At 71.6% G+C, this 25,858-nt stretch carries 18 protein-coding genes; 13 read left to right on the forward strand and 5 right to left on the reverse strand.

All coding sequences use genetic code 11. The features are described 5' to 3' along the window. Positions 1–49 precede the first annotated feature (49 nt). From infB to ABZX75_RS17910, 5 genes are all read left to right on the forward strand, one after another. On the forward strand, positions 50–3,196 hold the full coding sequence (infB, locus tag ABZX75_RS17890) for a translation initiation factor IF-2 (protein ID WP_355411439.1): 3,147 nt from the start codon (positions 50–52) through the stop codon (positions 3,194–3,196). 153 nt (positions 3,197–3,349) lie between these two features. Beyond that, the gene (locus ABZX75_RS17895; protein WP_355411441.1) at positions 3,350–3,643 is read left to right on the forward strand and encodes a DUF503 domain-containing protein; all 294 of its coding nucleotides are present in this window, start codon (positions 3,350–3,352) and stop codon (positions 3,641–3,643) included. 34 nt (positions 3,644–3,677) lie between these two features. Next, the gene (gene rbfA / locus ABZX75_RS17900) at positions 3,678–4,136 is read left to right on the forward strand and encodes a 30S ribosome-binding factor RbfA (RefSeq protein WP_355411443.1); all 459 of its coding nucleotides are present in this window, start codon (positions 3,678–3,680) and stop codon (positions 4,134–4,136) included. After that, positions 4,133–5,065: a tRNA pseudouridine(55) synthase TruB gene (gene truB, locus ABZX75_RS17905; RefSeq protein WP_355411445.1), complete on the forward strand. Its 933-nt coding sequence runs from the start codon at positions 4,133–4,135 to the stop codon at positions 5,063–5,065. Before rbfA ends, truB begins: the two co-directional genes overlap by 4 nt. Before the next feature lie 604 nt (positions 5,066–5,669). After that, positions 5,670–6,626: a bifunctional riboflavin kinase/FAD synthetase gene (locus ABZX75_RS17910; protein WP_355411448.1), complete on the forward strand. Its 957-nt coding sequence runs from the start codon at positions 5,670–5,672 to the stop codon at positions 6,624–6,626. 83 nt (positions 6,627–6,709) lie between these two features. Here ABZX75_RS17910 and ABZX75_RS17915 read toward each other — a convergent pair whose 3' ends face one another. The 3 genes from ABZX75_RS17915 to eccE form a co-directional block, all read right to left on the reverse strand. Continuing rightward, a complete protein-coding gene (locus ABZX75_RS17915) occupies positions 6,710–9,013 on the reverse strand; it encodes an SCO5717 family growth-regulating ATPase (protein WP_355411450.1) in 2,304 nt (767 codons plus the stop codon). Positions 9,014–9,247: 234 nt separating this feature from the next. Further along, the gene (locus ABZX75_RS17920; protein WP_355411452.1) at positions 9,248–9,946 is read right to left on the reverse strand and encodes a hypothetical protein; all 699 of its coding nucleotides are present in this window, start codon (positions 9,944–9,946) and stop codon (positions 9,248–9,250) included. Further along, entirely contained in the window at positions 9,943–11,217 is a 1,275-nt protein-coding gene (gene eccE / locus ABZX75_RS17925) for a type VII secretion protein EccE (protein WP_355411454.1), read from the reverse strand. The genes ABZX75_RS17920 and eccE overlap by 4 nt, the downstream gene beginning before the upstream one ends. A 258-nt stretch (positions 11,218–11,475) precedes the next feature. On the opposite strand from eccE, the gene eccB reads away from it, so the two are divergent. The 4 genes from eccB to ABZX75_RS17945 all read left to right on the forward strand — a co-directional run bounded on the left by eccB (position 11,476) and on the right by ABZX75_RS17945 (position 15,261). Further along, entirely contained in the window at positions 11,476–13,056 is a 1,581-nt protein-coding gene (gene eccB, locus ABZX75_RS17930; protein ID WP_355411456.1) for a type VII secretion protein EccB, read from the forward strand. A gap of 17 nt (positions 13,057–13,073) precedes the next feature. After that, positions 13,074–14,351 carry a type VII secretion-associated serine protease mycosin gene (gene mycP / locus ABZX75_RS17935; RefSeq protein WP_355411494.1) on the forward strand — a complete coding sequence of 426 codons (1,278 nt, stop codon included), beginning with the start codon at positions 13,074–13,076 and terminating at the stop codon, positions 14,349–14,351. 212 nt (positions 14,352–14,563) lie between these two features. Next, entirely contained in the window at positions 14,564–14,908 is a 345-nt protein-coding gene (locus ABZX75_RS17940) for a hypothetical protein (protein ID WP_355411458.1), read from the forward strand. A gap of 44 nt (positions 14,909–14,952) precedes the next feature. Then, positions 14,953–15,261, forward strand: coding sequence for a WXG100 family type VII secretion target (locus ABZX75_RS17945; RefSeq protein WP_355411460.1), 309 nt, complete (start codon positions 14,953–14,955; stop codon positions 15,259–15,261). A 76-nt stretch (positions 15,262–15,337) separates the two neighbouring features. On the opposite strand, the gene ABZX75_RS17950 is transcribed toward ABZX75_RS17945, so the two are convergent. Then, positions 15,338–15,583 carry a DUF397 domain-containing protein gene (locus ABZX75_RS17950; RefSeq protein WP_355411462.1) on the reverse strand — a complete coding sequence of 82 codons (246 nt, stop codon included), beginning with the start codon at positions 15,581–15,583 and terminating at the stop codon, positions 15,338–15,340. A 154-nt stretch (positions 15,584–15,737) separates the two neighbouring features. Then, complete coding sequence (gene eccCa, locus ABZX75_RS17955) at positions 15,738–19,700, reverse strand: type VII secretion protein EccCa (protein WP_355411464.1); 3,963 nt, start codon at positions 19,698–19,700, stop codon at positions 15,738–15,740. Positions 19,701–19,920: 220 nt separating this feature from the next. Between eccCa and eccD the strand changes: the two genes are divergently transcribed. From eccD to ABZX75_RS17975, 4 genes are all read left to right on the forward strand, one after another. Beyond that, the gene (gene eccD, locus ABZX75_RS17960; protein ID WP_355411466.1) at positions 19,921–21,426 is read left to right on the forward strand and encodes a type VII secretion integral membrane protein EccD; all 1,506 of its coding nucleotides are present in this window, start codon (positions 19,921–19,923) and stop codon (positions 21,424–21,426) included. 172 nt (positions 21,427–21,598) lie between these two features. Next, a complete protein-coding gene (rpsO, locus tag ABZX75_RS17965) occupies positions 21,599–21,886 on the forward strand; it encodes a 30S ribosomal protein S15 (protein ID WP_030011220.1) in 288 nt (95 codons plus the stop codon). Positions 21,887–22,190: 304 nt separating this feature from the next. Continuing rightward, on the forward strand, positions 22,191–24,413 hold the full coding sequence (locus tag ABZX75_RS17970) for a polyribonucleotide nucleotidyltransferase (protein WP_355411496.1): 2,223 nt from the start codon (positions 22,191–22,193) through the stop codon (positions 24,411–24,413). After that, a complete protein-coding gene (locus ABZX75_RS17975; RefSeq protein ID WP_355411468.1) occupies positions 24,410–25,789 on the forward strand; it encodes a pitrilysin family protein in 1,380 nt (459 codons plus the stop codon). Before ABZX75_RS17970 ends, ABZX75_RS17975 begins: the two co-directional genes overlap by 4 nt. The last annotated feature ends 69 nt before the right edge of the window (positions 25,790–25,858 follow it).

Below are 25,858 nucleotides of genomic sequence, written 5' to 3' on the forward strand. Positions count from 1 at the left end.
CCCATGAAGTAGCGACGGTCCGGCGTAACCCGGACCTAAAAGGAGCGAAGTGGCTAAGGTCCGGGTATACGAACTCGCCAAGGAGTTCGGAGTGGAGAGCAAGGTCGTCATGGCCAAGCTCCAAGAACTCGGTGAATTCGTCCGTTCGGCGTCCTCGACGATCGAGGCGCCGGTTGTACGCAAGTTGACTGACGCACTGCAGGGGCCCGGCGGCAACGCCGGCAAGGCCGCTGCGAAGCCGGGCGCGCCCCGCAAGGCCGCGCCCGCCAAGCCCGCGGCGCCCTCCCCGGCCGCCGCGGCACGTCCCGCTGCCCCGAAGCCCGGCGTACCGGCCCCCAAGCCGGTCGCTGCCGAGGCTCCGGCCGCCAGCGCCCCGGTGACTCCGGCCGCATCCGGCCCGCGTCCCGGTCCCAAGGCTCCGGCCGCCCCGAAGCCCGCTCCGGCGGCTCCCGTGGCGACCGAGTTCACCGCGCCTCCGGCGGCTCCGGCCGCCCCGGCGCGTACCGAGCGTCCCGCCGGTGCGGCCCCCGGTCCGCGCCCGGCACGTACCGAGCGTCCCGCGGCCCAGGGTGGTCAGGGTGGCCAGACCGGCGCCCGTCCCGGCGCCCCGCGCCCGGCCGGCACCGCCCCCGGCGGTCCGTCGCAGCGCCCTGCCGGTGGTCCCGGATCCCAGGCCCCGCGTCCGCAGGGCTCCCGTCCGGCGGGTCCCCGCCCGGGCAACAACCCCTTCACCTCTGGTGGCTCCACCGGCATGGCGCGCCCGCAGGCGCCCCGTCCGGCCGGCGCTCCCCGTCCCGGCGCCCCCGGCGCCGGCGGCCAGGGTGCTCCCCGTCCGCAGGGCGGCCCCGGCGGCGCTCCGCGTCCGCAGGGCCAGGGCGGCGCTCGTCCGACCCCGGGCGGTATGCCCCGTCCGCAGGGTGGTGCCCCGCGTCCTGGCGGTGCGCCCGGTGGTAACCGTCCCAACCCGGGCATGATGCCGCAGCGTCCCGCTGCCGGTGGTCCCGGTCCGCGTCCCGGCGGCGGCCCCGGTGGCCGTGGTCCCGGTGCCGGTGGCGCCGGTCGTCCCGGTGGCGGCGGCGCTCGTCCCGGTGGTGGCGGTGGCGGCTTCGCCGGCCGTCCGGCCGGTCCTGGCTCGCGTCCCGGTGGCGGTGGCGGCTTCGGCGGCCCGCGTCCCGGTGGTGGCGGCTTCGGTGGCGGTCCGGCTGGTGCCGGCGGCGGCGGTCGTCCCGGCTTCGGTGGTCGTCCCGGCGGTCCCGGTGCCCGTGGTGGCACGCAGGGTGCCTTCGGCCGTCCCGGCGGTCCGGCCCGTCGTGGTCGCAAGTCCAAGCGTCAGAGGCGCCAGGAGTACGAGGCCATGCAGGCCCCGTCCGTCGGCGGCGTGATGCTGCCCCGCGGCCACGGCGAGACCGTTCGCCTGTCGCGCGGTGCGTCCCTCACCGACTTCGCGGAGAAGATCAACGCCAACCCGGCGTCGCTCGTCGCCGTGATGATGAACCTCGGCGAGATGGTCACTGCCACGCAGTCCGTCTCCGACGAGACCCTCGAAATGCTGGCCGGCGAGATGAACTACGTCGTTCAGATCGTCAGCCCGGAGGAAGAGGACCGCGAGCTCCTCGAGGGCTTCGACATCGAGTTCGGCGAGGACGAGGGCGGCGAGGAATTCCTCATGCCGCGTCCGCCGGTCGTGACCGTCATGGGTCACGTCGACCACGGTAAGACCCGACTGCTCGACGCCATCCGCAAGACGAACGTCGTTGCGGGCGAGGCCGGCGGCATCACGCAGCACATCGGTGCGTACCAGGTCGGTACCGAGGTCAACGGTGAAGAGCGCAAGATCACCTTCATCGACACCCCGGGTCACGAGGCGTTCACCGCCATGCGTGCCCGTGGCGCCAAGTCGACCGACATCGCGATCCTCGTGGTGGCGGCCAACGACGGTGTCATGCCGCAGACGATCGAGGCGCTGAACCACGCCCAGGCGGCCGGTGTGCCGATCGTGGTCGCGGTCAACAAGATCGACGTCGAGGGTGCCGACCCGGTCAAGGTGCGCGGTCAGCTCACCGAGTTCGGTCTGGTCGCCGAGGAGTACGGCGGCGACACGATGTTCGTCGACATCTCCGCCAAGCAGGGTCTGCACATCGACTCCCTGCTCGAGGCCGTCGTCCTCACCGCCGACGCCTCGCTCGACCTGCGCGCCAACCCGGAGCAGGACGCTCAGGGTATTGCGATCGAGTCCCACCTCGACCGCGGCCGCGGTGCCGTCGCCACCGTCCTCGTCCAGCGCGGTACCCTCCGCGTCGGCGACACGATGGTCGTGGGCGACGCCTACGGCCGAGTGCGCGCCATGCTCGACGACAAGGGCAACAACGTCGAGGAAGCGGGTCCGTCGACCCCCGTCCTGGTCCTGGGTCTCACCAACGTCCCCGGCGCCGGCGACAACTTCCTCGTCGTCGACGAGGACCGCACGGCCCGTCAGATCGCCGAGAAGCGTGCTGCGCGAGAGCGCAACGCCAACTTCGCCAAGCGTGTCCGCCGGGTGTCCCTGGAAGACCTCGACTCGGTCCTCAAGGCCGGTCTCGTCCAGGAACTCAACCTCATCATCAAGGGCGACGCGTCCGGTGCGGTCGAGGCTCTCGAGTCCTCGCTGCTCCAGCTCGACGTCGGTGAAGAGGTCGACATCCGGGTCCTGCACCGCGGTGTGGGTGCGGTCACCGAGTCCGACATCAACCTGGCGATGGGCTCCGACGCCATCGTCATCGGCTACAACGTCCGTGCGGCCGGCCGTGCCGCGCAGATGGCGGAGCGCGAGGGTGTCGACGTCCGGTACTACTCGGTGATCTACCAGGCCATCGAGGAGATCGAGGCGGCCCTGAAGGGTCTCCTCAAGCCGGAGTACGAAGAGGTCGAGCTCGGTACGGCGGAGGTCCGCGAGGTCTTCCGCTCGTCCAAGCTGGGCAACATCGCCGGTGTCCTCATCCGGTCCGGCGAGGTCAAGCGCAACACCAAGGCGCGGCTCCTGCGCGATGGCAAGGTCATCGCGGAGAGCCTCACCATCTCCGGTCTGCGCCGCTTCAAGGACGACGTCACCGAGATCCGCGAAGGCTTCGAGGGTGGTATCAACCTCGGAAACTTCAACGACATCAAGGTCGACGACGTCATCGCGACGTACGAGATGCGCGAGAAGCCCCGCGCGTAATCGCGTGGCGGAACGCACCGTGTCGTAACCGGGGCCGGTCGGCGGAATATATCCGTCGATCGGCCCCGGCCGTTGCGTGTACGGTTCAGGTGAGCCTGCCGAGCGTCGGCCGGCAGGCCACCGAACCCGAACCGGCGGGATATCCGGAACTGCATGTACGTGGGGACTCTGTCCTTCGATCTGCTCCTCGGCGACGTCCACTCGCTGAAGGAGAAACGCTCCGTCGTCCGGCCCATCGTCGCCGAGCTCCAGCGCAAGTTCTCTGTGAGCGCGGCCGAAGTGGGCGACCAGGACCTGCACCGCAGGGCCCGTATAGGGGTAGCCCTGGTAAGTGGGGACACGGGGTTCCTCTCGGACGTACTCGACCGCTGCGAGCGGCTGGTCGCGGCACGTCCGGAAGTGGAGCTGCTGTCCGTACGACGGCGCATCCACGGTGATGAAGACTGATTGCTTGTCTGCAAGAAAAGAAGGAGACGGACCAGTGGCCGACAATGCGCGGGCGAAGAAGCTGGCGGACCTCATCCGGGAGGTGGTGGCCGAGAAGCTGCAGCGTGGTGTCAAGGACCCCCGCCTCGGGACGCACGTGACCATCACGGACACCCGCGTCACCGGTGACCTGCGGGAGGCCACGGTCTTCTACACGGTGTACGGCGACGACGAGGACCGGGCCAGCGCGGCAGCGGGCCTGGAGAGCGCCAAGGGCGTACTGCGCTCCGCGGTCGGCCGGGCGGCGGGCACCAAGTTCACGCCCACCCTGACCTTCATCGCGGACGCCCTCCCGGAGAACGCCAAGACCATCGAGGACCTCCTCAACAAGGCGCGCGCCTCCGATGCCCAGGTGCGCGAGGTCTCCTCCGGCGCGACGTACGCGGGAGAAGCCGACCCGTACAAGAAGCCGGGCGAGGACGACGAGGACGACGAGGACGCAGCCGCGGAATGAGCACCAACGCAGGGACGCCAGGGGGTCCCTCCCGGCCGGAGGCCGGGGGAGGCCTGGTCATCGTCGACAAGCCGTCCGGCTTCACTTCGCACGACGTGGTCGCCAAGATGCGCGGGATCGCCAAGACCCGCCGCGTCGGCCACGCCGGCACGCTGGACCCGATGGCGACGGGCGTGCTGGTCCTGGGCATCGAGAAGGCCACCAAGCTCCTCGGCCACCTCGCGCTCACGGAGAAGGAGTACCTCGGCACGATCCGCCTGGGCCAGAACACCCTGACGGACGACGCCGAGGGCGAGCCGACCTCGTCCACGGACGCCTCCGGGGTCACCCGCGAGGCCGTGGACGCGGGCATCGCCAAGCTGTCCGGCGAGATCATGCAGGTCCCGTCCAAGGTCAGCGCCATCAAGATCAACGGCGTGCGCTCCTACAAGCGGGCGCGCGACGGCGAGGACTTCGAGATCCCGGCCAGGCCGGTGACCATCTCGTCGTTCCAGGTGTACGACATGCGGGAGGCCCAGGCCGAGGACGGTACGAAGGTCCTCGACCTCATCGTCTCCGTCGTCTGCTCCAGCGGTACGTACATCCGCGCCCTGGCCCGTGACCTCGGCGCCGACCTCGGCGTCGGCGGGCACCTGACCGCGCTGCGCCGCACGCGGGTGGGCCCGTACAAGATCGACCGGGCGCGGACCCTGGACCAGCTCCAGGAGGAGCTGACCGTCATGCCGATCGGCGAGGCGGCCGCCGCGGCCTTTCCGCGCTGGGACCTCGACGCCCGGCGGGCCTCGCTGCTCGCCAACGGCGTGCGCATCGAGATGCCGGCGGAGTACGAGGCCGGAAAGACGGTGGCGGTCTACGGGCCGCAGGGGCAGCTGCTCGGGCTCGTCGAGAGCAAGGGCGGGAAGGCGAAGTCCCTCGCGGTCTTCGTCTGATCTGCCGATCTGCCGATCTGCCGATCTGCCGATCTGCTGATCTGCGGGTTCGGACCCGGGCCGGTGGTGAACCGGCCCTCACGCTCGACGGGATTCCGTGTCGACGTGGAGCGGCGAGCGCACGTGTTCTGCGGCTCGCCGCTCCACGACCCCCCTCGGGTAGGTCTCTATCCACCCGGACCCTCGTTTTCACCCGTCCGAGCAGGCGCTCGGAGTGAATGGAGGGAGCGTACGGGGGCGCGTTCGCCTCGCGTGCTTCTCCAGCTCCGCTCCGGAGCTGGTGCGGCCCAGGCCGACGGGGGACCTGCGCGCCCCGGCCGCGCTGACGACGCCGGGGCCGGCCCGGCGCAGGTGACTCGTACGGGAGCACCTCGCGCGCCGGCCGACGGAAGCCGGCGTGGAGGCGGCGGCACTGCCGGGACCGCGTGCCCGGCGGACGGTGGAGACCCTCGGCGGGGCGGCTTCTGATGTGACGTGACGATATGACACAGCACTGGTCTCAGCCAGATGCCGATGCGAGGCACCGGCCACCGGCATGGCAGTCTTAGACCTGCAAGAGGCAATCAGTACAAGGACTACACGGTTCGGGCGAGGAGCGGTCACAGTGCAGCGCTGGCGTGGCTTGGAGGACATCCCCCAGGACTGGGGACGCAGCGTCGTCACCATCGGCTCCTACGACGGTGTGCACCGAGGGCATCAGCTGATCATCGGACGGGCCGTGGCCAAGGCGCACGCGCTCGGCGTCCCCTCCGTCGTCGTCACCTTCGACCCCCACCCCAGCGAGGTGGTCCGCCCCGGCAGCCACCCGCCGATCCTGGCCACGTACGACCGGCGTGCCGAACTGATGGCCGGGCTGGGTGTGGACGCCCTGCTGATCCTGCCCTTCACGGCGGAGTTCTCGAAGCTGTCCCCGGCCGACTTCATCGTGAAGGTGCTCGTCGACAAGCTGCACGCGCGCGCCGTCATCGAGGGCCCGAACTTCCGCTTCGGCCACCGGGCCGCCGGAAACGTCGACTTCCTCCGCGAGCTGGGCGCCACCTACGACTACGAGGTCGACGTCGTGGACCTGGTCGAGAGGGGTGAGGCGGGCGGCGGCGTGCCGTTCTCCTCGACCCTGGCGCGCAAGCTGGTCGCCGAGGGCGACATGGAGGGCGCGGCCGAGATCCTGGGCCGGCCGCACCGGGTCGAGGGCGTCGTGGTGCGCGGTGCGCAGCGCGGCCGCGAGCTCGGCTACCCGACGGCGAACGTTGAGACGCAGTCGCACACCGCGATCCCGGCGGACGGCGTGTACGCGGGCTGGCTGACCGCGGCCGGCGAGCGGATGCCGGCGGCGATCTCGGTGGGGACGAACGTGCAGTTCGACGCCACCGAGCGGACCGTGGAGGCGTACGCCATCGACCGGATCGGGCTGGACCTGTACGGCATGCACGTGGCCGTCGACTTCCTCGCCTACGTACGGGGGATGGCGAAGTTCGAGTCGCTGGACGGGCTGCTGGAGGCCATCGCGGACGACGTGAAGCGCGCGCGGGTGCTCACGGACACGTACGACGCGGAGCGCTGACGCTCCGCCGCAACGGGTGAGGGCCCGTACTGCCCGGATCGTGGATCCTGAGGCGGTACGGGCCCTTCTCGCTGCCGTCTTCGTCAGCCGAGGCGCGGGTCGCGCGGGGGCTGGGCCGGTTGTGGCGGCTGCTGGTGGTGCGGCTGCGGCTGCTGCGGGGGCTGCTGTTGTGGCGGCTGCGGCTGCGGCTGTGGGGCCTGGGGCTGCTGCCAGGGCTGACCGGCCTGCGGGTAGGGCTGGCCGTAAGGCTGTTGAGGCTGCTGGTACGGGGGCTGTCCGTACGGCTGCGGCTGTGCAGGAGGCTGCTGCTGGTGGTGCTGAGGCGGCTGGCCGGGCTGGGGCTGCTGCGGCGTTCCCCAGTGGTTCTGCGGGGGCTGCTGTTGGGCCCGGAGGAAGTCCTCGGCCACGAGGGCGGAGAGGTTGAAGTACGCCTCTCGCGTCTTGGGCCGCATCATGTCGAGATCGACCTCGGCGCCGGCCGCCAGGTGCTCGTCGAAGGGCACCACGACGACGCCGCGGCAGCGGGTCTCGAAGTGCTGCACGATGTCCTCGATCTTGATCATCTTGCTCGTCTCGCGCACCCCCGAGATGACGGTGAGGGAGCGGGAGACGAGGTCGGCGTACCCGTGCGCGGAGAGCCAGTCGAGCGTCGTGCTGGCGCTGCTGGCGCCGTCCACGGACGGGGTCGAGATGATGATCAGCTGATCGGCCAGGTCCAGGACGCCGCGCATGGCGGAGTAGAGGAGGCCGGTGCCCGAGTCGGTGAGGACGATCGGGTACTGGCGGCCCACCGTCTCTATGACGCGGCGGTAGTCCTCGTCGTTGAAGGTGGTGGAGACGGCCGGGTCCACGTCGTTGGCGATGATCTCCAGGCCGGAGGGGGCCTGCGAGGTGAACCGCCGGATGTCCATGTACGAGTTGAGGTATGGGATCGCCTGGACCAGGTCCCGGATCGTGGCGCCGGTCTCGCGGCGGACGCGGCGGCCGAGGGTGCCGGCGTCGGGGTTCGCGTCGATGGCCAGGATCTTGTCCTGGCGCTCGGTGGCGAGGGTGGCGCCGAGGGCGGTGGTGGTCGTGGTCTTGCCGACGCCCCCCTTGAGACTGATGACGGCGATGCGGTAGCAGGACATGACCGGGGTGCGGATCAGTTCCAGCTTGCGCCGGCGTTCCGCTTCGGCGGCCTTGCCTCCGAAGCGGAAGAGACCGCCGCCTCCTCCTCCGGCGCCGCCGCCGTTGTTCTTGGGCTTCTGCTTGTTGCGCAGCAGCCGGTCGGAGGACAGCTCGACGGCGGCGGTGTAGCCGAGCGGAGCCCCACCGGTCGCCTGACCGGCCGGGTAGCGGGGGTCTTGCGGCTGGTGCGGCTGGTGTTGCTGCTGCTGCGGGCCGACGGGCCACTGCGTGTTGGCGCGGAGGTCATGGTGCGGTGGCTGCGGCTGCGGCTGCGGCGGTGCGGGCGGCGGGAATCCGTAGGAGCCCTGTGCGGGGAACGCGGGCGGCAGCGAGGGCAGTTCACCACCGGGCCCCGGTCCCCCGTACGGGTTCTCCGCTCCGGGGTACGGGGCGTCCGTACGGGCGACCGGTGACTCGGCGAACGGCGGCGCGGCGGCGAGGGGAGTGCTCTCGGCGGGAGTGTCGCGCGGGCTGGTGCCAGTTCCCTCGAACGGGGTCTCGGCGGCACGGCCGGGCACGTCGTCGGCCGGAGCCTGCGGCGCGTCCGGGGCGCCCTGCTCGTGCGGTGCCGGTGCCGGTGCCGCGTACGGGGCCGGGGCGGCGTGCTCAGCCGGGGTCGGCGCCTCGACGGGCGCCGCCGGGACGGCCTGCTCCTGCGGTGCGGGTGCGGGTGCCGGTGCCGGTGCCGGTGGCGTGTAGGGCGCGGGCGGGGCGTCCTGGTCGTGCGGGGCAGGCGTAGGGGTCGCGTACGGTGTCGCCGGGTTCTCCGCCGGTGCGGGTGCGGGTGCCGTGTAGGGCGCGGGGGCGTCCTGCTCGTCGTGCGGGGCAGGCGTAGGGGTCGCGTACGGTGTCGCCGGGCTTTCCGCCGGAGCGGGTGCGGGTGCCGTGTAGGGCGCGGGCGGGGCGTCCTGGTCGTGCGGGGCCGGTTCCGGGTGCGGCGCGGGCGGGGCCGTGCCGTCCGACGGGGGCCGGGGGGCCGGCGGAGCCATCCGCATGGTCGGGGGCGAGGCCACCTCCGACGGGCGGTGCGGTTCGAAGCCGCTGCCCTCGGGCAGCCCCGGCACCACCGGCGTGGCCGACGGCGCGCCCTGCGTGTACCAGGCCGGCGGGGTGTAGTCGATGGTGAACTCGCCCGTCAGTTCCTGGTCGGCGTCGGACTGATCGTCCGTCGGGACGTCCCACGTCCCGCCGCGCCTCTCGTTCCGATCGCCGCTCACTGGTCCTCCTGGTCTGTCGAACACTGGTCCGGCGCCCACCTCGACGCCACGCCCGCACTCAGCCTAATCGCGCCCGCCGTCAATGTCCGCCGCCCCGGGGGCGTGCCCCCGTCGGCCGGCGCCGGGTCCGCCTCCACGAGGTCGTCCACAAGGCGTCGGGCCGGGCCGGGCCGGGCCGGCCCGGCCCGAGCAGGCGACGGGCAACGGCAACCGCGCGCAAGGCTCAGCCGGTGCTCAGTCGATACGGCGTGACGCGCCCAGCAGGCCCGTCTCCACCTCGGTCCCCTGCGTCATCACGAACTGCCGGTCCCGCGACGTGCACCACAGCGTCACCCCGTCGCCCAGCGTGGGCAGGGAATGCACCGCCGACGGCGGCAGGTTCATCAGGCGGCCGATCTGCTCAGCCTCGTCCGGGGACACCCGCTGCACGCCCACCAGCGACGACTGCTGGAGCAGCCGCGGCGCCGTCGGGCTCAGATACGGCAGCAGAGTCAGCACCGACTGCCACGGCCCGGCCACCACACGCCCGCGCGGCGGCCGCATCCCGCAGTCGCGGACCACCAGCACCGGGCTGCCCGCCGACGCGCCCTGCGGCGGCACCCGGCCCACCTCGTGCAACGTCACGCACTGCTGTCCGCCGCCGGCCGCCTGGGCCAGCCCGGACCACACCTGCCCGCGCCCCGTCTCCACGGCCACCCGCGCACCCGTGGCCGCCGCGCGCAGCGTCAGCACCTGCGCCGTCCACAGACCGCCGATGAGCGTCACCTCGTACGGTGTCGGCCGGTTGATGCCGAGCACCGCCGGCCGCCCCTCGGAGTCCACGCCGATGACGACCCCGTCGTCCCCGATGGGCAGCGCCAGCACGTCCAAGTCGGCCGCGGGCACCACATGCCGTTCCCGCTGGGGGCCGATCAGCCCGAATCCGCCTCTCATCGCGCCCCTCCCAGCGGCAGCGAAGCCAGCAGCCCCGGTACCTGTTCGCGGTCGAGGCGGACCAGCCCGGCCTTCACGCCCCGCGCCGTCCGCTCCAGCTCCCTGCGGGCCGCGACCAGTTCCTCGTCGCTGCGCCCGGTCACCCGTACGTACCCGGCCAGTGTCACGCCCTGGCGCTCCGCCGGGGCCATCGTCAGGCTGAAGTTCGTCGCGAGGGCGGGCAGCGAGGTCAGCAGGGCCACGAACTGCGGCAGCGCCGCCGCTCCGCCGCCGCCCAACTGCGGCCAGCGGCCTATCCAGTACGTTGTGTGCCGGCGGTCGTCGCAGCGCCACGTCCGCGGCGTCTCCTCCGTACGCCGCCCCGTGCCGGCGGACCGCCCAGCCTGGGTGATCGCCATCGGGTTCGCACAGGAGGACGTGGCCAGCGCGGCCGTCAGCTCCTGCTCGGTCAGTACGGTGGCCTTGAAACCGGCGCCGGCCAGCCGGCTCGCCAGCTGGTCCGCCGCCCGCACCACACACCGCTGCGCGCCCGCCAGTCCGCCACCGCGGGCGGTGACGGCCTCCGGGCACAGTTCCGGATCGAGCTTGAGGGCGATCCAGGTCAGCCGCACCGCCGGGGAACCCGTCCGCGCCTGCAGCGGCGCGTAGTTGCGCGTGGCCATCGACTGGGCGGGCAGGTGCGGGGCCGGCGCGGTCTGGGTGTGCTGCACCAGCTGCGCGGACTCCAGCCGGATGCCGTCCACTTCGAGGACGTCCCGGACGACGGCCAGGGGCAGCGGCCGCGCCGTACGGTCGGGCCGCAGCGCGGTGGCTTCCATGTCCACCTGGACGACCGCGGTCAGGAAGGTGCCGTCGCCTATCATCCCGACCGGCCGCCGGTCACGGTCGCTGAACGTCAGGGTCCGCAGTGCCGGATCGGCCTCGACCAGCGGGGCCAGCCCCGGCTCCGTGCCCGCGGGCACGGTCAGGGACGCGGCCCGGCGCCGGCGCGCGCGCAGGGCGAGCGCGGCGCCGATCCACTCGGGCAGGGAGCGCTGGTGGCGGCGTACGACCGCGAGGACGACCAGGACGACTGCCAGCGCACCGGCGGGAACCAGCAGCAGCGGTTCGACCACCCAGGCCACCAGCAGCGCCGCCGCGGCGAGCTGAAGCAGTACGAGCTGTTGCAATCGAAACGGGCCGAAGCGGCCCGGGCTCGATTTCGGATGCGGTGTCACCCCGCCGCGTGCGGATGTGGCTGCGCCCGTCTGCGGCTGCGTCACGGTGGCCATCACTCGCACACCTCCCCTTCCCGGGGCCAGACCCCATGAGTCCCGGTGCTGTGCGACACCCGTCGCATGACCCCGGAATCTCCCCAATCAACCCCAACAAGCCCTGACTGCCCCGGTCCGGAAGGCGCTGAGCGGCAAGGTCACCCTACCCGGCCCCCCGCATACCGTCCGTCAAGAGGCATAGTAGGTGCCCGGTCCGACAATCGAGGCCCGGGGACCGTACTCACCGGCGGGCCGTGCGGGGAGAATCAGGCGGTCATGGCATCACGACGTGATGAGCTCAACGCGTACACCTTTGCGAAGCGGCGCACGGTGGCAGCGTTCCTCCAGCCTTCCGCCACGGGGACCGAGGAGGGCGCGCCGCGGCCCTTGCGGGCGGTCGTCCCCGGAATGGTCATCGGGGCGCTCGTGCTGGCCGGCTTCGGGGCCTGGGGCATGTTCAAGCCGACGGCCCCCAAGGGCTGGGCGGCGCCCGGTACGCAGGTGATCGTCGGCAAGCAGTCGACCACGCGGTACGTGGTCCTGACGACCAAGGTGAACGGCAAGGACCAGACCCGGCTCCACCCGGTGCTGAACCTCGCCTCGGCCCGACTGCTGCTGGACCCGCAGAAGTTCAAGGTCGTCCAGGTCGACGACAAGGTCCTGGACGCCGGCAAGCCGCCGCGCGGCCCCATCATCGGCATCCCGTACGCCCCCGACCGGCTGCCCGCCAAGGCGGACGCCGGCAAGGCCAAGCGCTGGGCCGTCTGCCAGCAGCCGGGCGGCAACGGCCGGGGGGTGCAGACCGCCACCTTCGTCCTCGCCGACCGCGAGGCCGGCCTGATGGACGACACCCGCAAGGTCACCGACACCCAGGCGCTGTACGTCCAGAGCACCGGCGCGGGCAAGGAGCGCTACCTGGTCGACTCCACGGGCCGGAGGTACAAGTTCCCGGAGGGCACGCCGGCCGCCGGGACGATGACCACCGCCCTGGTGGGCACCGGCGCCGTCCCGCAGCAGGTCACCGAGCAGTGGCTGGCCACCCTCGACGCCGGCGCGGACCTCGCCTTCCCGCAACTGCCCGGCCAGGTCGGCGCCAACGCCGGAGTCCAGGGCCTGGTCACCGCCGACAACAAGGTCGGCATGGTGCTCAAGGCCCAGACCGGCAGCGGCGCCCAGCACTACGTGGTGCTGCCCGGGAAGGTCGCCCCGGTCTCCGACTTCATCGCCTGGCTGCTGATCTCGGCTCCGGCGACCGACGGCCTCAACATGCACGGCAAGCCGCGCGAGGTCGACCTCCAGTCCCTCCTTCCCGACGCCACCTCGTTCCTGGGCGGCACCAAGTGGCCGCAGAAGAAGACGGAGCGGATCAACCACACCGCACCCGCCGCCGGGGCCGCCGCGACCGGCTCCGGCGACCGCGACACCGTCTGCAACGTCCTGCGCGCCGTCGACGGCCAGGGCAACCAGACGCTGAGCACCTGGGCCGGCTCCGGCTTCCCCATCGACATCACCGCCAGCGGCACGAGCGCGTACGTCACCCCCGGTTCGGGACTGCTCTACACCCAGGTGCAGGGCAAGCAGACCACGGCCGGCGGCGCCCTCTTCCTGGTCACCGACACCGGCCTGCGGTACGCCGTCCAGGCCAACGGCGACAGCGACGCCGAGCAGTCGCAGATCGGCGCGCCCGACCAGCAGGCCAAGGCGACCGGGGACGGCCGCCCCGAGGCCAGCCAGGCGCAGATCCGGCTCGGCTACGGAGGCGTCGCACCGGCCATGGTGCCCATCGCGTGGTCGGAGTTCCTCTCCAAGGGCCCGCGCATGGACACCAACTCCGCCCGCCAGCCCCAGGGTTCGTGACGATGCCGCCCATGCCCATGCCCATGCCGACGCCCACGCAGACCTCGCCGAACCGCCGTCGCCCGCCCGCGCGGCGCGCACCGCTGCTCACCGCCGCGCTCACCCTCCTCGCGATCTCCGGCACGACCGGCGCCGCGCCCGCGCCGCAGCCCCCGTACGCCCTGCGCCTCACCGGCGCCGGCGAGTGCACCTTCCCCATGAAGAAGCAGATCGAGGACCGCCCCTGGGCCCTCCAGCGGCTCCTCCTCGACACGCTCTGGGCTCAGACCAAGGGCAAGGGCAAGGACGGCAAGAGCATCCGGGTGGCGGTCATCGACACCGGCGTGGACCGCGCCAACCCGCAACTCAGCGCGGCCGTCGACATCGGCGCCGGCAAGGACTTCATCGACCCCAAGGGCGGCGACGGTACGACCGACACCGTCGGGCACGGCACCAAGGTCGCCGGGCTGATCGCGGCCCGCCCCCAGCAGGGCACCGGCTTCGTCGGCCTGGCCCCGGAGGCGACGATCATCCCGATCCGGCAGAACGACGGGCAGGGCAAGGGCAACGCCCTGTCACTGAGCCAGGCGATCGACCACGCGGTGGCCAAGGGCGCCCACGTGATCAACGTTTCCCAGGACACCGACGTGCCGCTGTCCGCGGACTCGGAGCTCGCCAAGGCGGTCCAGAAGGCCATCGACGCCAGGATCGTGGTCGTGGCCTCGGCGGGCAACGACGGCACGACCGGCCAGAAGCGCAAGACCTACCCGGCGGCCTTCCCCGGTGTGCTCGCGGTGGCCTCCTCGGACCGCAACAACGAGCGCGCCGCCTTCTCCCAGCCCGGCGACTTCATCGGGGTCGCGGCACCCGGCGTCGACATGGTCTCCACCGTTCCCGGCTTCGGCCAGTGCATCGACAACGGCACCAGCTTCTCCGCGCCGTACGTGGCCGGCGTCGCCGCGCTGCTGCGCGCCGAGCACCCGGAGTGGTCCCCGCAGCAGATCGTCTGGCAGATCCAGAACACCGCCGAACGCTCGGTCAAGGGCCGCGACGACTACGTCGGATGGGGCGTCGTGGATCCGGTGCGCGCGGTCAGCCAGGACCACGAGCCCCCGAAGCCGCCCGTCCCGGACCCCGGCCCGCCCCCGGCGTCGGCACCGCAGGCCGTGGCGCTGCGGCTGACCGAGACGACGCAAGAGCGAGAGGAGCGGTTCGGGACCTACGCCCTGGGCATCGGCGCCGTCCTCATCGCCGTCATCGCCGGGACCGCGACAGTCGTCCGGGACTCCCGGAACCGCCGACGCCGTTTGCAGTGAACAGTCACGGTTCATCGGCAGAGCGGCATACCTGTGTTGGGCCGGGACCGTGAACTGACTAGAGTGACAACAGGCTTCACGAGTGTGATCGGGGGATCGCGTGAAGCGGAGGGGGATGTCCGGGTACGCGTGGCTCAAAGCCGTGCCTTGGAATGTCTGCTCCGCCACGCAATCTGCCGGTTCTGCCGGCGAATTGGAATGAGGGGCTTCGGATGAGCACGAACACTTACGGACTTGCAGACGATCCGGTCGTCCAGGCGAAGACAAAGATCGAGATGACGGCCAACGCCGTCACCAAGCAGGCCCGCGAGCTTGCCGACATCATCGCCACGGTGAGCGCGGGCTGGACAGGTGTGGGTGCCTCGGGCTTCATCACCGCCCAGAACGTCGTCAATGAGGATCACGACGAGATCCGCAGGATGCTCGGCGTCCTGCACAACGCGGTGGTGGGGACCAAGAACCTCAGCAACGCCCAGGACGACGACGTGCGTGCCGCGTTCAAGGCGGCCACCGCGGACTCGCCCAGCGCCAACCGGTCGGCACTCAACAACGTCTGACAACGCGCCGTTTTCCAGTTGGCCGCAGTGAAAGGGAGAAGAACATGGCGGGTAACGACGGGCACACCCGGGTCCGGTACGAGAGCGTCCAGGAGATGGCGGACCGCATCCGGATCGTCTCCGGGAACATCATCAAGGACCTGGCCGAAATGGACCAGGCCCTGAAGGTCGTCACGGACACGTGGGACGGTGTGGCGCACGCCGAGTACATCGCGCTCCAGACGAAGTACAAGGGCAAGGCCGAGCACATGCAGAAGCAGCTGGAGAAGGTCGCCCAGCTCATCGAGCGCGGCAAGGGCGACTACCGCGCCACCGACGTGAAGGCCTCGCGCCTGTTCACCGAGGCCTACTGAGCCGGCCGACACGTCCGCACCGTGACGAAGGGGCGCGCCCGCACCGGGCGTGCCCCTTCGTCACGTCCGGCCGCCGTCAGGGCTGGTGCCGGTCCAGGTCGAACTCGCCGTCCCTGGCCCCGAGTACGAAGGCCTCCCACTCGGCCGCGGTGTACCGCAGCACGGTGTCCCGGTCCAGGGAGGACCGCATGGCCACCGCGCCCTCGGGCAGCCGCGCGATCTCGACCCGCTCCTCGTCCGGGCTGCTCCCGGGCGGGCCCTCCCACTCGACGCCGCTGATGTCGAGCGCGTACAGCTCGTCCTTCTCCTGCTGGGTGCCCATGTGCGGCCTTTCCCTCGGTGGTGCGGTGTTGCACGGTCTGCGCTGCCGATTATCGGTGGTGGGTGCCCGCCGGGGGCGGGTTTCCGCCCGAAGCGTGCGCCGTGGGGCGGCCCCGGGCGGCCCCGGGCGACCCGGCGCCGCCCCACGGCGGTGCTCACATCCCGGGCGATCCCGGTACCCGCCCCAGCTGCACCAGCGACGTACCCCGCTTGCGCGAGACGAAGTAGGCCCGGCCCGGCGGCATCGGACGCGGGCGCGCGTTGCCCACGAGGTCACCCTCGGACGGGTCGCCGGACAGCACGATGCCCTGCGCGCCAAGCTCCTTGATCCGCTGCATGAACGGTTCGTACAGCGAGCGCGAGGCGCCCGCCGAGTTGCGCGCGATGACGAAGCGGACGCCCGTGTCCCGGGCGAAGGGCAGGAACTCCACCAGCGGCGCCAGCGGATTGCCCTGGCTCGTGGCCACCAGGTCGAAGTCGTCGATGATGATGAACACGTCCGGGCCGGTCCACCAGCTGCGGTCGCGCAACTGCTGCGGCGTGACGTCGTCCGGCGGCTGGCGCCGGGAGAACACCCCGCCCAGTGCCTCCATGTGCATCTGCAGGGAGCCGGCCATCGGCGCGTACTCCAGCAGGTGCGCCTCCGGCAGCGCCCCGAGCAGGCCGCGCCGGTAGTCGCCCACGACGATGCGCGCCTGTTCGGGGGAGTAGCGGTCCGCGATCTGCTGGGCGATGAGCCGCAGCAGATTCGTCTTGCCCGACTCGCTCTCGCCGAAGACGAGGAGGAAGGGGTCGGACTCGAAGTCGACGAACACCGGCTCAAGACCGGTCTCGTCGATGCCGATCGCGATCCCGCGGCCGGGGTACTCACTGCCCTTGGGCAGCTGATCGGCGTGGAGCAGCCGCGGCAGCAGCCGTACGCCGGGAGCCGAGGCACCCGCCCAGTTCTGCTTCACCGCCGCCACGAAGGCGGCCGTGCCCTGCGACACGTCTCCCGCGTCGTGCGAGCCGTCGATCCGCGGCAGCGCGCCCAGGAAGTGCAGCTTCTCCGCCACCTGACCGCGGCCCGGCATGCCCGGGGGAACGTTCGCCGCGACCTTCCGGTCGAATTCCGAGTCCATGACGTCGCCGAGCCGCAGCTCCAGCCGGTTCAGCATCTGGTCCTTGAGCGCGGGCCGCACCTCCATGTACCGCGCCGCGGTGATCACCACGTGGATGCCGTAACCCAGGCCGCGGGCCGCGATGTCGGTGACGATCTCGTCCAGGCCGGCGTACTCGCCGCGGAAGCCGCCCCAGCCGTCGATGACCAGGAAGACGTCGCCCCACGGCTCACCGGGCAGCTCGCCCGCGGCCCGCCGGCGCCGGTAGGTGCCGATGGAGTCGATGCCGTTCGAGCGGAAGAACTCCTCGCGGCGGCCCAGGATGCCGCCCACCTCCGCGACCGTGCGCCGCACCCGCTCCGGGTCCAGCCGCGAGGCGATCCCGCCCACGTGCGGCAGCTCGGCCACCGCGGACAGGCTGCCACCGCCGAAGTCCAGCCCGTAGAACTGCACCTCGCGCGGGGTGTGGGTGAGCGCGAAGGAGCAGATCAGCGTCCGCATCAGGGTCGACTTGCCCGACTGGGGACCGCCGACCACCATCATGTGGCCCGCCGCGCCCGAGAAGTCGCGGTACAGCACCTCGCGCCGCTGCTCGAACGGTTTGTCGATCAGCCCGAGCGGTACGACGAGCCCACCGGGCCGCGTGTACCCCTCCGCGTGCAGGCCGCGCTCCGCCGAAGGCGCCAGCGCCGGAAGCAGCTGGTCCAGCGGCGGCGCCTGGTCCAGCGGCGGCAGCCACACCTGGTGCGCCGGCACCCCCTGCCCCTCCAGCCGGCTCACGATCACGTCCAGCACCGTGTCCGCCAGCGCGTCGTCCTCCCGCACCGTCTGCGCCACCAGGTACGCCGGGTCCGGGGCCGCGTACACCACCGGCACCGGATGCGCCGTGAACAGCGCGGGCCGCCGCTCCACCGGGAAGAGGCCCACCGACAGGTCCGGTCCGCCCGAGCGGTACGTACCCGAGACGTACGCCGCCTTGAAGCGGGTCATCTCGTCCGTACCGAACTTCAGATAGCCCGAACCGGGCAACGACGGCAGGTGGTAGGCGTCCGGCACACCGATCGCGGTCCGCGACTCCGCCGCCGAGAAGGTCCGCAGACCGATCCGGTACGACAGGTACGTGTCCAGCCCGCGCAGCTTGCCCTCCTCCAGACGCTGCGAGGCCAGCAGCAGGTGCACACCCAGCGACCGGCCGATGCGGCCGATCTGGATGAACATGTCGATGAAGTCCGGCTTCGCCGTCAGCAGTTCGCTGAACTCGTCGATGACCAGCACCAGCGAGGCCAGCGGCTCCAGCGGGGCGCCCGCCGCGCGGGCCTTCTCGTAGTCGTGGATGTTCGCGTAGTTGCCCGCCGAGCGCAGCAGCTCCTGGCGGCGCTGCAGTTCGCCGCGGATCGAGTCGCCCATGCGGTCCACGAGCGTGAGGTCGTCCGCCAGGTTGGTGATGACGGCGGCCACGTGCGGCATCTGACCCATGCCCGTGAAGGTCGCACCGCCCTTGAAGTCGGCGAGTACGAAGTTCAGCGTCTCCGAGGTGTGCGTGACCGCCAGGCCCAGCACCAGCGTGCGCAGCAGCTCCGACTTGCCGGAACCGGTCGCGCCCACACACAGCCCGTGCGGGCCCATGCCCTCCTGCGCGGCCTCCTTGAGGTCCAGCATGACCGGACCGCCGTCCTCGCCGACACCGATCGGCACGCGCAGCCGCTCACCGGCCGACCGAGGCCGCCAGGTCCGGGCCACGTCGACCGCGGCCGCGTCGCCCAGGTTCAGCAGGTCCGTGAAGTCCAAGTTGGCCAGCAGCGGCTCGTCGTCGTCCCCGCCGCCCGTGCGCAGCGGCGCGAGCTGCCGGGCCAGCGCCTCGGCCGCGGGCAGCGACAGCGTGTCCGGCGTGCCCTCGTACGCGACGCCCCCGCCCGACTCCAGGCGCAGCCGGCCCGGGCGCACCACGACCGACAGCCCGCCGCGCGGCTCGTCCAGCTCACCCGCGACCACCTCCACGATGGTCACGCCCTGCAATCCCTCGGCCGCCGCGAACGCCGAGTCCGCCGGCACCATGCCGCCGTCCAGTACGACGACCAGGTGCGGCTGGTCCAGCACCGGGGACACCTCCCGGCTGAACCGCGGCCGCCCCTCCAGCCGGGGAGCCAGCAGCACCTCCAGCTCACCCAGGTCGTCGCTGAACAGCCGCTTCGTACCGGCCCCGTCGACCTGTCCGGGCAGCTGGGTGTGCGGCAGCCACTTCGTCCAGTCCCACGAGGCCAGCGCACCCGGCGCGGCCACCACGGCCACCACCAGGTCCTCAGGGGAGTGCAGCGTCGCCAGCTGCGCCACCAGCGCCCGCGCCGTCCCGCGCGCCGACTCCGGCTCACCGGACACCGTCACGTGGTAGAACGCCCGCAGCGACACCGCCACCGGCAGCCCGTCCAGCGAGGAGTGCACCTTCAGGAAGCGCTGCATGGCGCCCGCGGTCAGCGGCTCCAACTCGTCCACCGGCGCCGTGTCGGGGGCCACCAGCGGAGTCGCGAGGCGCTGCGATCCCAGCCCGAGCCGGGCCTGCCCGAAGTCCCGGTCGCCGACCCGCCGCTCCCACAGGCGCGAGCCCTCGGCCACGACCGACCACAACTGCTCGGGAGCGGGGTGCAGATACAGCTGCGCATCGCGCTGCGCCCGCGCGGTCCGGCGTACCTGACGGCGCGTCTGTGCGAGGTACTTGAGGTAGTCGCGGCGCACATCGGCCATTTGCCCCTGCGTACCGCGCCGGTGCCGCACCAGCTGGGCGATGACCATGCCCACCGTGGACACCAGCATCAGCACACCCATGATGCGCATGAAGGGCGCCGCACCCGGCATGAAGAAGAAGACGACCGAGGAGCCCATGCCGAGCATCGGCAGGAGCTGCATCAGCATGCCCTCCTGCTGCCCCCGCGGAAGCTCCGGCGGAGCCTCCAGCCGCAGCTCGTCCGAAGGCACTTCGGGCGGCAGGGACCGCGGCGGGCGTTTGACGACGATCTGGCTCACCGGAGCATCAATCCCTTGAAAAAGGACGGGACGTCGCGACCGGCGCCCTCAAGTCCCGGGCGGTCATGGGGCTCCTCCGCCCGGGGGTACCTCCCGGCGTGGGCCGGGGGAGGTGATCCTACTTGCCGACAGTCGGCCATACGGCCGGTAGGGTGGCGCGCGCAGCATGCGCATCCGCGAATCGTCCGCCGGTGCGGGAACCAACCAGGGGGTCATACAGGTGAGTACGGCCGCAACGACGGGCTTCTGCAGGGTCACCGTCGTGGCTCCCGACAGTCGCATCGACGTCGCTCTGCCCGAGGACATCGCCGTCGCCGACGTCTATCCGGAACTGCTGCGCCTCACCGGGCAGACCCAGCCCGTCGGCGCCCCCACCGGCTTCCACCTCGTACGCCGCTCCGGCGCCGTCCTGGACGGCGCCCGCACCCTCGCCGCCCAGCAGGTCCTCGACGGCGAGGTGCTCAGCCTGCGCCCGTTCGCCGAATCCCTGCCGCCCGCCGTCTTCGACGACGTCTCCGACGCCGTCGCCTCCGCCGTGGTCCGCGACCGGCACCGCTGGAGCGACGACATGCTGCGCGGCGCGGGCCTGGCCGGCGCCGCGCTGCTCCTCGTCCTGCTGGGATTCGTCCTCTGGTACGCCGACCCGGTCCGCCACGACATGCACGGCCTGCCCGGCATCATCGCCGGGGCCGTGGGCGTCCTGCTCACCGCCCTGGCCGGCGTGCGCGCCCGGGTCTACCGGGACCGCGGCTCCGCCGTGGCACTCGGCCTCGGCGCCCTCCCGCACCTGCTGATCGCCGGCTCCGGCATCATCGGCCCCGCCGCGGGCCAGGGCCCCGGCCGCCTCCAGTTCCTGCTCGGCTGCGTCTGCGTCCTGGTCGCCTCCGTCGCCCTGGTCGCGCTCACCCCCAGCGGCGACGCCCCCTTCGTCGCGGCCACCTTCGTCGCCGCCACCGGAACCCTGGCCACCTTCGCGGCCATCACCGCGGAGGCCTCCGCGACCTCCACCGCCGCCGTCTGCGCGCCCGTCGCGATCGGACTCGTCGCCTTCCTGCCGGGCCTCTCCGCGCGCTTCGCCCGGCTGCCCATCGGCTACGCCGCCCCCCAGAGCGCCACCGAGGACTACGAGACCCCGGACCGCTACGAGACCGAGCCGTACGGCGACCAGTCCGGCACCGACCAGCACGAGCAGGGCGCCCCGCTCGACGCCGAGCGGATCGCGGCCCAGGCCCGCCGCGGCCACGAGATGCTGCTCGGCCTCGTCGGCGGCTGCGCCGCCGTCTGCGTCGGCGCCGCCGCCGTCCTCGGCTTCTCCGACAACACCTGGGGCCGGCTGCTCGCCCTGGCCACCGGCCTCGCCATGCTGCTGCGCGCCCGTCTCTTCCGCTACACCTCCCAGGTGGTGTGCGCCCTCGTCGCCGGCCTGGCCGCCATCGGCCTGCTGATCCTCGGTCTGGCGCTGCACCCGCCGCTCCACCTGGTCGAGGCCCTCGTCGTCGAGCACGACCGCAGCGGCCTGGACCTCCGTACGATCTGGCTCTCCGCCGCGGTCATCGCCGGCGCGGCCCTCCTCGCCGGAATCGCGCTGGTCATTCCCCGCAAGGGTCTGTCACCCTTCTGGGGGCGCCTGCTCGACCTCACGGAGGCCGCGGTGCTGCTCAGCCTGGTGCCGCTCACCCTGGCCGTGCTCGACGTCTACTCCCGGGCCCGGGCTCTCACCAGCTGAGACCTGGCCGAGCGGCAGCCTGGTACGCTGGGTGACGGCCGTTTGTGTACGCGTTCCCGGAGTCCTCTGGGGGCTGCGCTCAGCGGACCCCGCCTTCCGAGTTACGGAAGCTCCCCAGAGACACAGACCTGGGGCACTCGGTGGCTATGAAGACCTAACACGAGGAGTACGCGTGCCGCTCGACGCCGCTACGAAGAAGCAGATCATCACCGAGTTCGGTGCCAAGGAGGGCGACACCGGCTCCCCCGAGGTTCAGGTCGCGATGCTCTCCCGCCGGATCTCGGACCTGACCGAGCACCTCAAGACGCACAAGCACGACCACCACTCCCGTCGTGGTCTGCTGATCCTGGTCGGCCAGCGTCGCCGCCTGCTGCAGTACCTGGCCAAGAAGGACATCCAGCGCTTCCGTACGCTGGTCGAGCGCCTCGGCATCCGCCGCGGTGCGGCCGGCGCCAAGTAACACGCCGTGAAGGGAGCGGTTCCCGCATGAGGGAGCCGCTCCTTTGCTGTACGTGCGGGACGGACCGGACCCTTTGTAGTCTGGAACGGACGCACGTGCCCGTCTGAGGAAGACGTGCACAACTGAAGAGGAGGAGCGCCCTCCCTACGCCGCCGGTCCTCGGTAGTGGCACCCGGAATGCCCCCGAGGGCACCGAACCGGGTGCTTCGATCGAAGACCGGCCCGCACGCCAGGAGCGCTTCTCCGCAACCGTCCACCGCCATACGGGCGGCGGACGGAGACGACGAAAATGGAGAAAACGCTAGTGGAGAACGAGACCCACTACGCCGAGGCCGTCATTGACAACGGTTCCTTCGGCACCCGCACCATCCGCTTCGAGACGGGCCGTCTGGCCCGCCAGGCCGCCGGCTCCGCCGTTGCCTACCTGGACGACGACACGATGGTGCTGTCCGCCACCACCGCGTCGAAGAAGCCCAAGGACCAGCTCGACTTCTTCCCCCTGACGGTGGACGTCGAGGAGCGGCAGTACGCGGCCGGCAAGATCCCCGGCTCCTTCTTCCGCCGTGAGGGCCGGCCCTCCGAGGACGCGATCCTCACCTGCCGCCTGATCGACCGCCCGCTGCGCCCGTCCTTCAAGAAGGGCCTGCGCAACGAGATCCAGGTCGTCGCCACGATCATGGCGCTCAACCCGGACCACCTGTACGACGTCGTCGCGATCAACGCCGCGTCCGCGTCCACCCAGCTGGCCGGCCTGCCCTTCTCCGGCCCGATCGGCGGCGTCCGCGTCGCGCTGATCCGCGGCCAGTGGGTGGCCTTCCCGACGCACACCGAGCTCGAGGACGCCGTCTTCGACATGGTCGTCGCGGGCCGTGTCCTGGACGACGGCGACGTCGCGATCATGATGGTCGAGGCCGAGGCCACCGAGAAGACCATCGCCCTCGTCAAGGACGGCGCCGAGGCGCCGACCGAGGAGGTCGTCGCCGCCGGTCTCGACGCCGCGAAGCCCTTCATCAAGGTCCTCTGCAAGGCCCAGGCCGACCTGGCCGCCAAGGCCGCGAAGCCAGAGGGCGAGTTCCCGGTCTTCCTGGACTACCAGGACGACGTGTACGAGGCCCTCGCGGCCGCCGTCAAGGGCGAGCTCTCCCAGGCGCTGACCATCGCGGGCAAGCAGGACCGCGAGGCCGAGCTGGACCGCGTCAAGGAGCTTGCCGCCGAGAAGCTCCTCCCGGCCTTCGAGGGCCGCGAGAAGGAGATCTCCGCCGCCTACCGCAGCCTGACCAAGGCCCTGGTGCGCCAGCGCGTCATCAAGGACAAGATCCGCATCGACGGCCGCGGGATCACGGACATCCGTACCCTCGCCGCCGAGGTCGAGGCCATCCCGCGCGTGCACGGCTCGGCGCTGTTCGAGCGTGGCGAGACCCAGATCCTGGGCGTCACCACCCTGAACATGCTCCGCATGGAGCAGCAGCTGGACACCCTTTCCCCGGTGACCCGCAAGCGCTACATGCACAACTACAACTTCCCGCCGTACTCCGTCGGTGAGACCGGCCGCGTGGGCTCGCCCAAGCGCCGCGAGATCGGCCACGGCGCGCTCGCCGAGCGCGCGATCGTGCCGGTCCTCCCGACCCGCGAGGAGTTCCCGTACGCGATCCGCCAGGTGTCCGAGGCCCTCGGCTCCAACGGTTCGACGTCCATGGGCTCGGTCTGCGCCTCGACCATGTCGCTGCTGAACGCCGGTGTGCCCCTCAAGGCCCCCGTCGCCGGCATCGCCATGGGCCTGATCTCGCAGGAGATCGACGGCAAGACGCACTACGTCGCCCTCACCGACATCCTCGGTGCGGAGGACGCCTTCGGCGACATGGACTTCAAGGTCGCCGGCACCAAGGAGTTCGTGACCGCCCTCCAGCTGGACACCAAGCTGGACGGCATCCCGGCCTCCGTCCTGGCCGCGGCCCTCAAGCAGGCCCGCGACGCCCGCCTCCACATCCTCGACGTGATGATGGAAGCGATCGACACGCCGGACGAGATGTCCCCCAACGCCCCGCGGATCATCACCGTCAAGATCCCCGTGGACAAGATCGGTGAGGTCATCGGCCCCAAGGGCAAGATGATCAACCAGATCCAGGAGGACACCGGCGCCGAGATCACGATCGAGGACGACGGCACCATCTACATCGGTGCCGCCGACGGTCCGGCCGCCGAGGCCGCCCGCGCCACGATCAACCAGATCGCCAACCCGACCATGCCGGAGGTCGGCGAGCGCTACCTGGGTACGGTCGTCAAGACCACCACCTTCGGTGCCTTCGTCTCCCTCATGCCGGGCAAGGACGGTCTGCTGCACATCTCGCAGATCCGCAAGCTCGCCGGTGGCAAGCGCGTGGAGAACGTCGAGGACGTGCTCGCGGTCGGCACCAAGGTGCAGGTCGAGATCGCCGAGATCGACTCCCGCGGCAAGCTCTCCCTGGTCCCCGTGATCGAGGGCGAGACCGCCGACGCTGAGACTGACAAGGACGATTCCGACAAGTGACGTCGCGTAGTTCCCGTGTGACGGCCCGCCCCTCTTCGGAGGGGCGGGCCGTCGCCCGTACCCAAACCCTCCTCAAGGGGCAGAACGGCATCGGCACCGTCCGGCGCACGGTTCTCCCCGGCGGACTGCGCATCGTCACCGAGACGCTGCCCTCCGTCCGCTCCGCCACCTTCGGCATCTGGGCGCACGTGGGCTCGCGTGACGAGACGCCGACGCTCAACGGTGCCACGCACTACCTGGAGCACCTCCTCTTCAAGGGCACCGAGAAGCGCAGTGCCCTCGACATCTCCTCCGCGATAGACGCCGTCGGCGGCGAGATGAACGCCTTCACGGCGAAGGAGTACACCTGCTACTACGCGCGGGTGCTCGACACCGATCTGCCGCTGGCGATCGACGTCGTCTGCGACATGCTCACCGGCTCGCTGATCCGCGAGGAGGACGTCGACGCCGAGCGCGGCGTCATCCTCGAAGAGATCGCCATGACCGAGGACGACCCGGGCGACTGCGTGCACGACCTGTTCGCGCAGACCATGTTCGGCGACACCCCCCTGGGGCGTCCCGTCCTCGGCACCGTGGACACGATCAACGCACTCGGCTCCGAGCGGATCCGCCGCTTCTACAAGAAGCACTACGACCCGACCCACCTGGTGGTGGCCGCCGCGGGCAACGTCGACCACAACAAGGTCGTACGCCAGGTCCGCGCGGCCTTCGAGAAGGCCGGCGCCCTCGGACGCACCGACGCCGAACCGGTCGGCCCGCGCACCGGCACCAAGCGCATCCGCACCGCCGGCCGCGTCGATCTGGTGGGCCGCAAGACCGAGCAGGCCCACGTGGTCCTCGGCATGCCCGGCCTCGGCCGCACCGATGATCGCCGCTGGGCGATGGGCGTACTGAACACCGCCCTCGGCGGCGGCATGTCCTCCCGCCTCTTCCAGGAGGTCCGGGAGAAGCGCGGCCTGGCCTACAGCGTGTACTCGTACACCTCGGCCTTCGCCGACACCGGCCTCTTCGGCGTGTACGCGGGCTGCCGGCCCACCCAGGTCCACGACGTGCTGCGGATCTGCCGCGACGAACTCGACAAGGTCGCAGCGGACGGGCTCAGCGACGAGGAGATCAGGCGGGCGATCGGCCAGCTCTCCGGCTCCACCGTCCTCGGCCTCGAAGACACCGGCGCGATCATGAACCGCATCGGCAAGAGCGAACTGTGCTGGGGCGACCAGATGTCGGTCGACGACATGCTGGCCCGGATCTCCGAGGTGACCCCGGACGACGTCCGCTCGGTCGCACAGGATGTACTGACCCAGCGGCCCTCGCTCGCGGTGATAGGCCCGCTGAAGGAAAAGCAGGCCGCCCGCCTCGACGAAGCCGTGGCCTGACGCGAAGCACGCGACCGGACGCCGGCTGCGGCCGGCGTCCGGCCCGTACGACAGGAAGCGAAGGAAGCA

This window comes from Streptomyces sp. NPDC003038, from assembly GCF_040611115.1.
GTDB lineage: Bacteria > Actinomycetota > Actinomycetes > Streptomycetales > Streptomycetaceae > Streptomyces.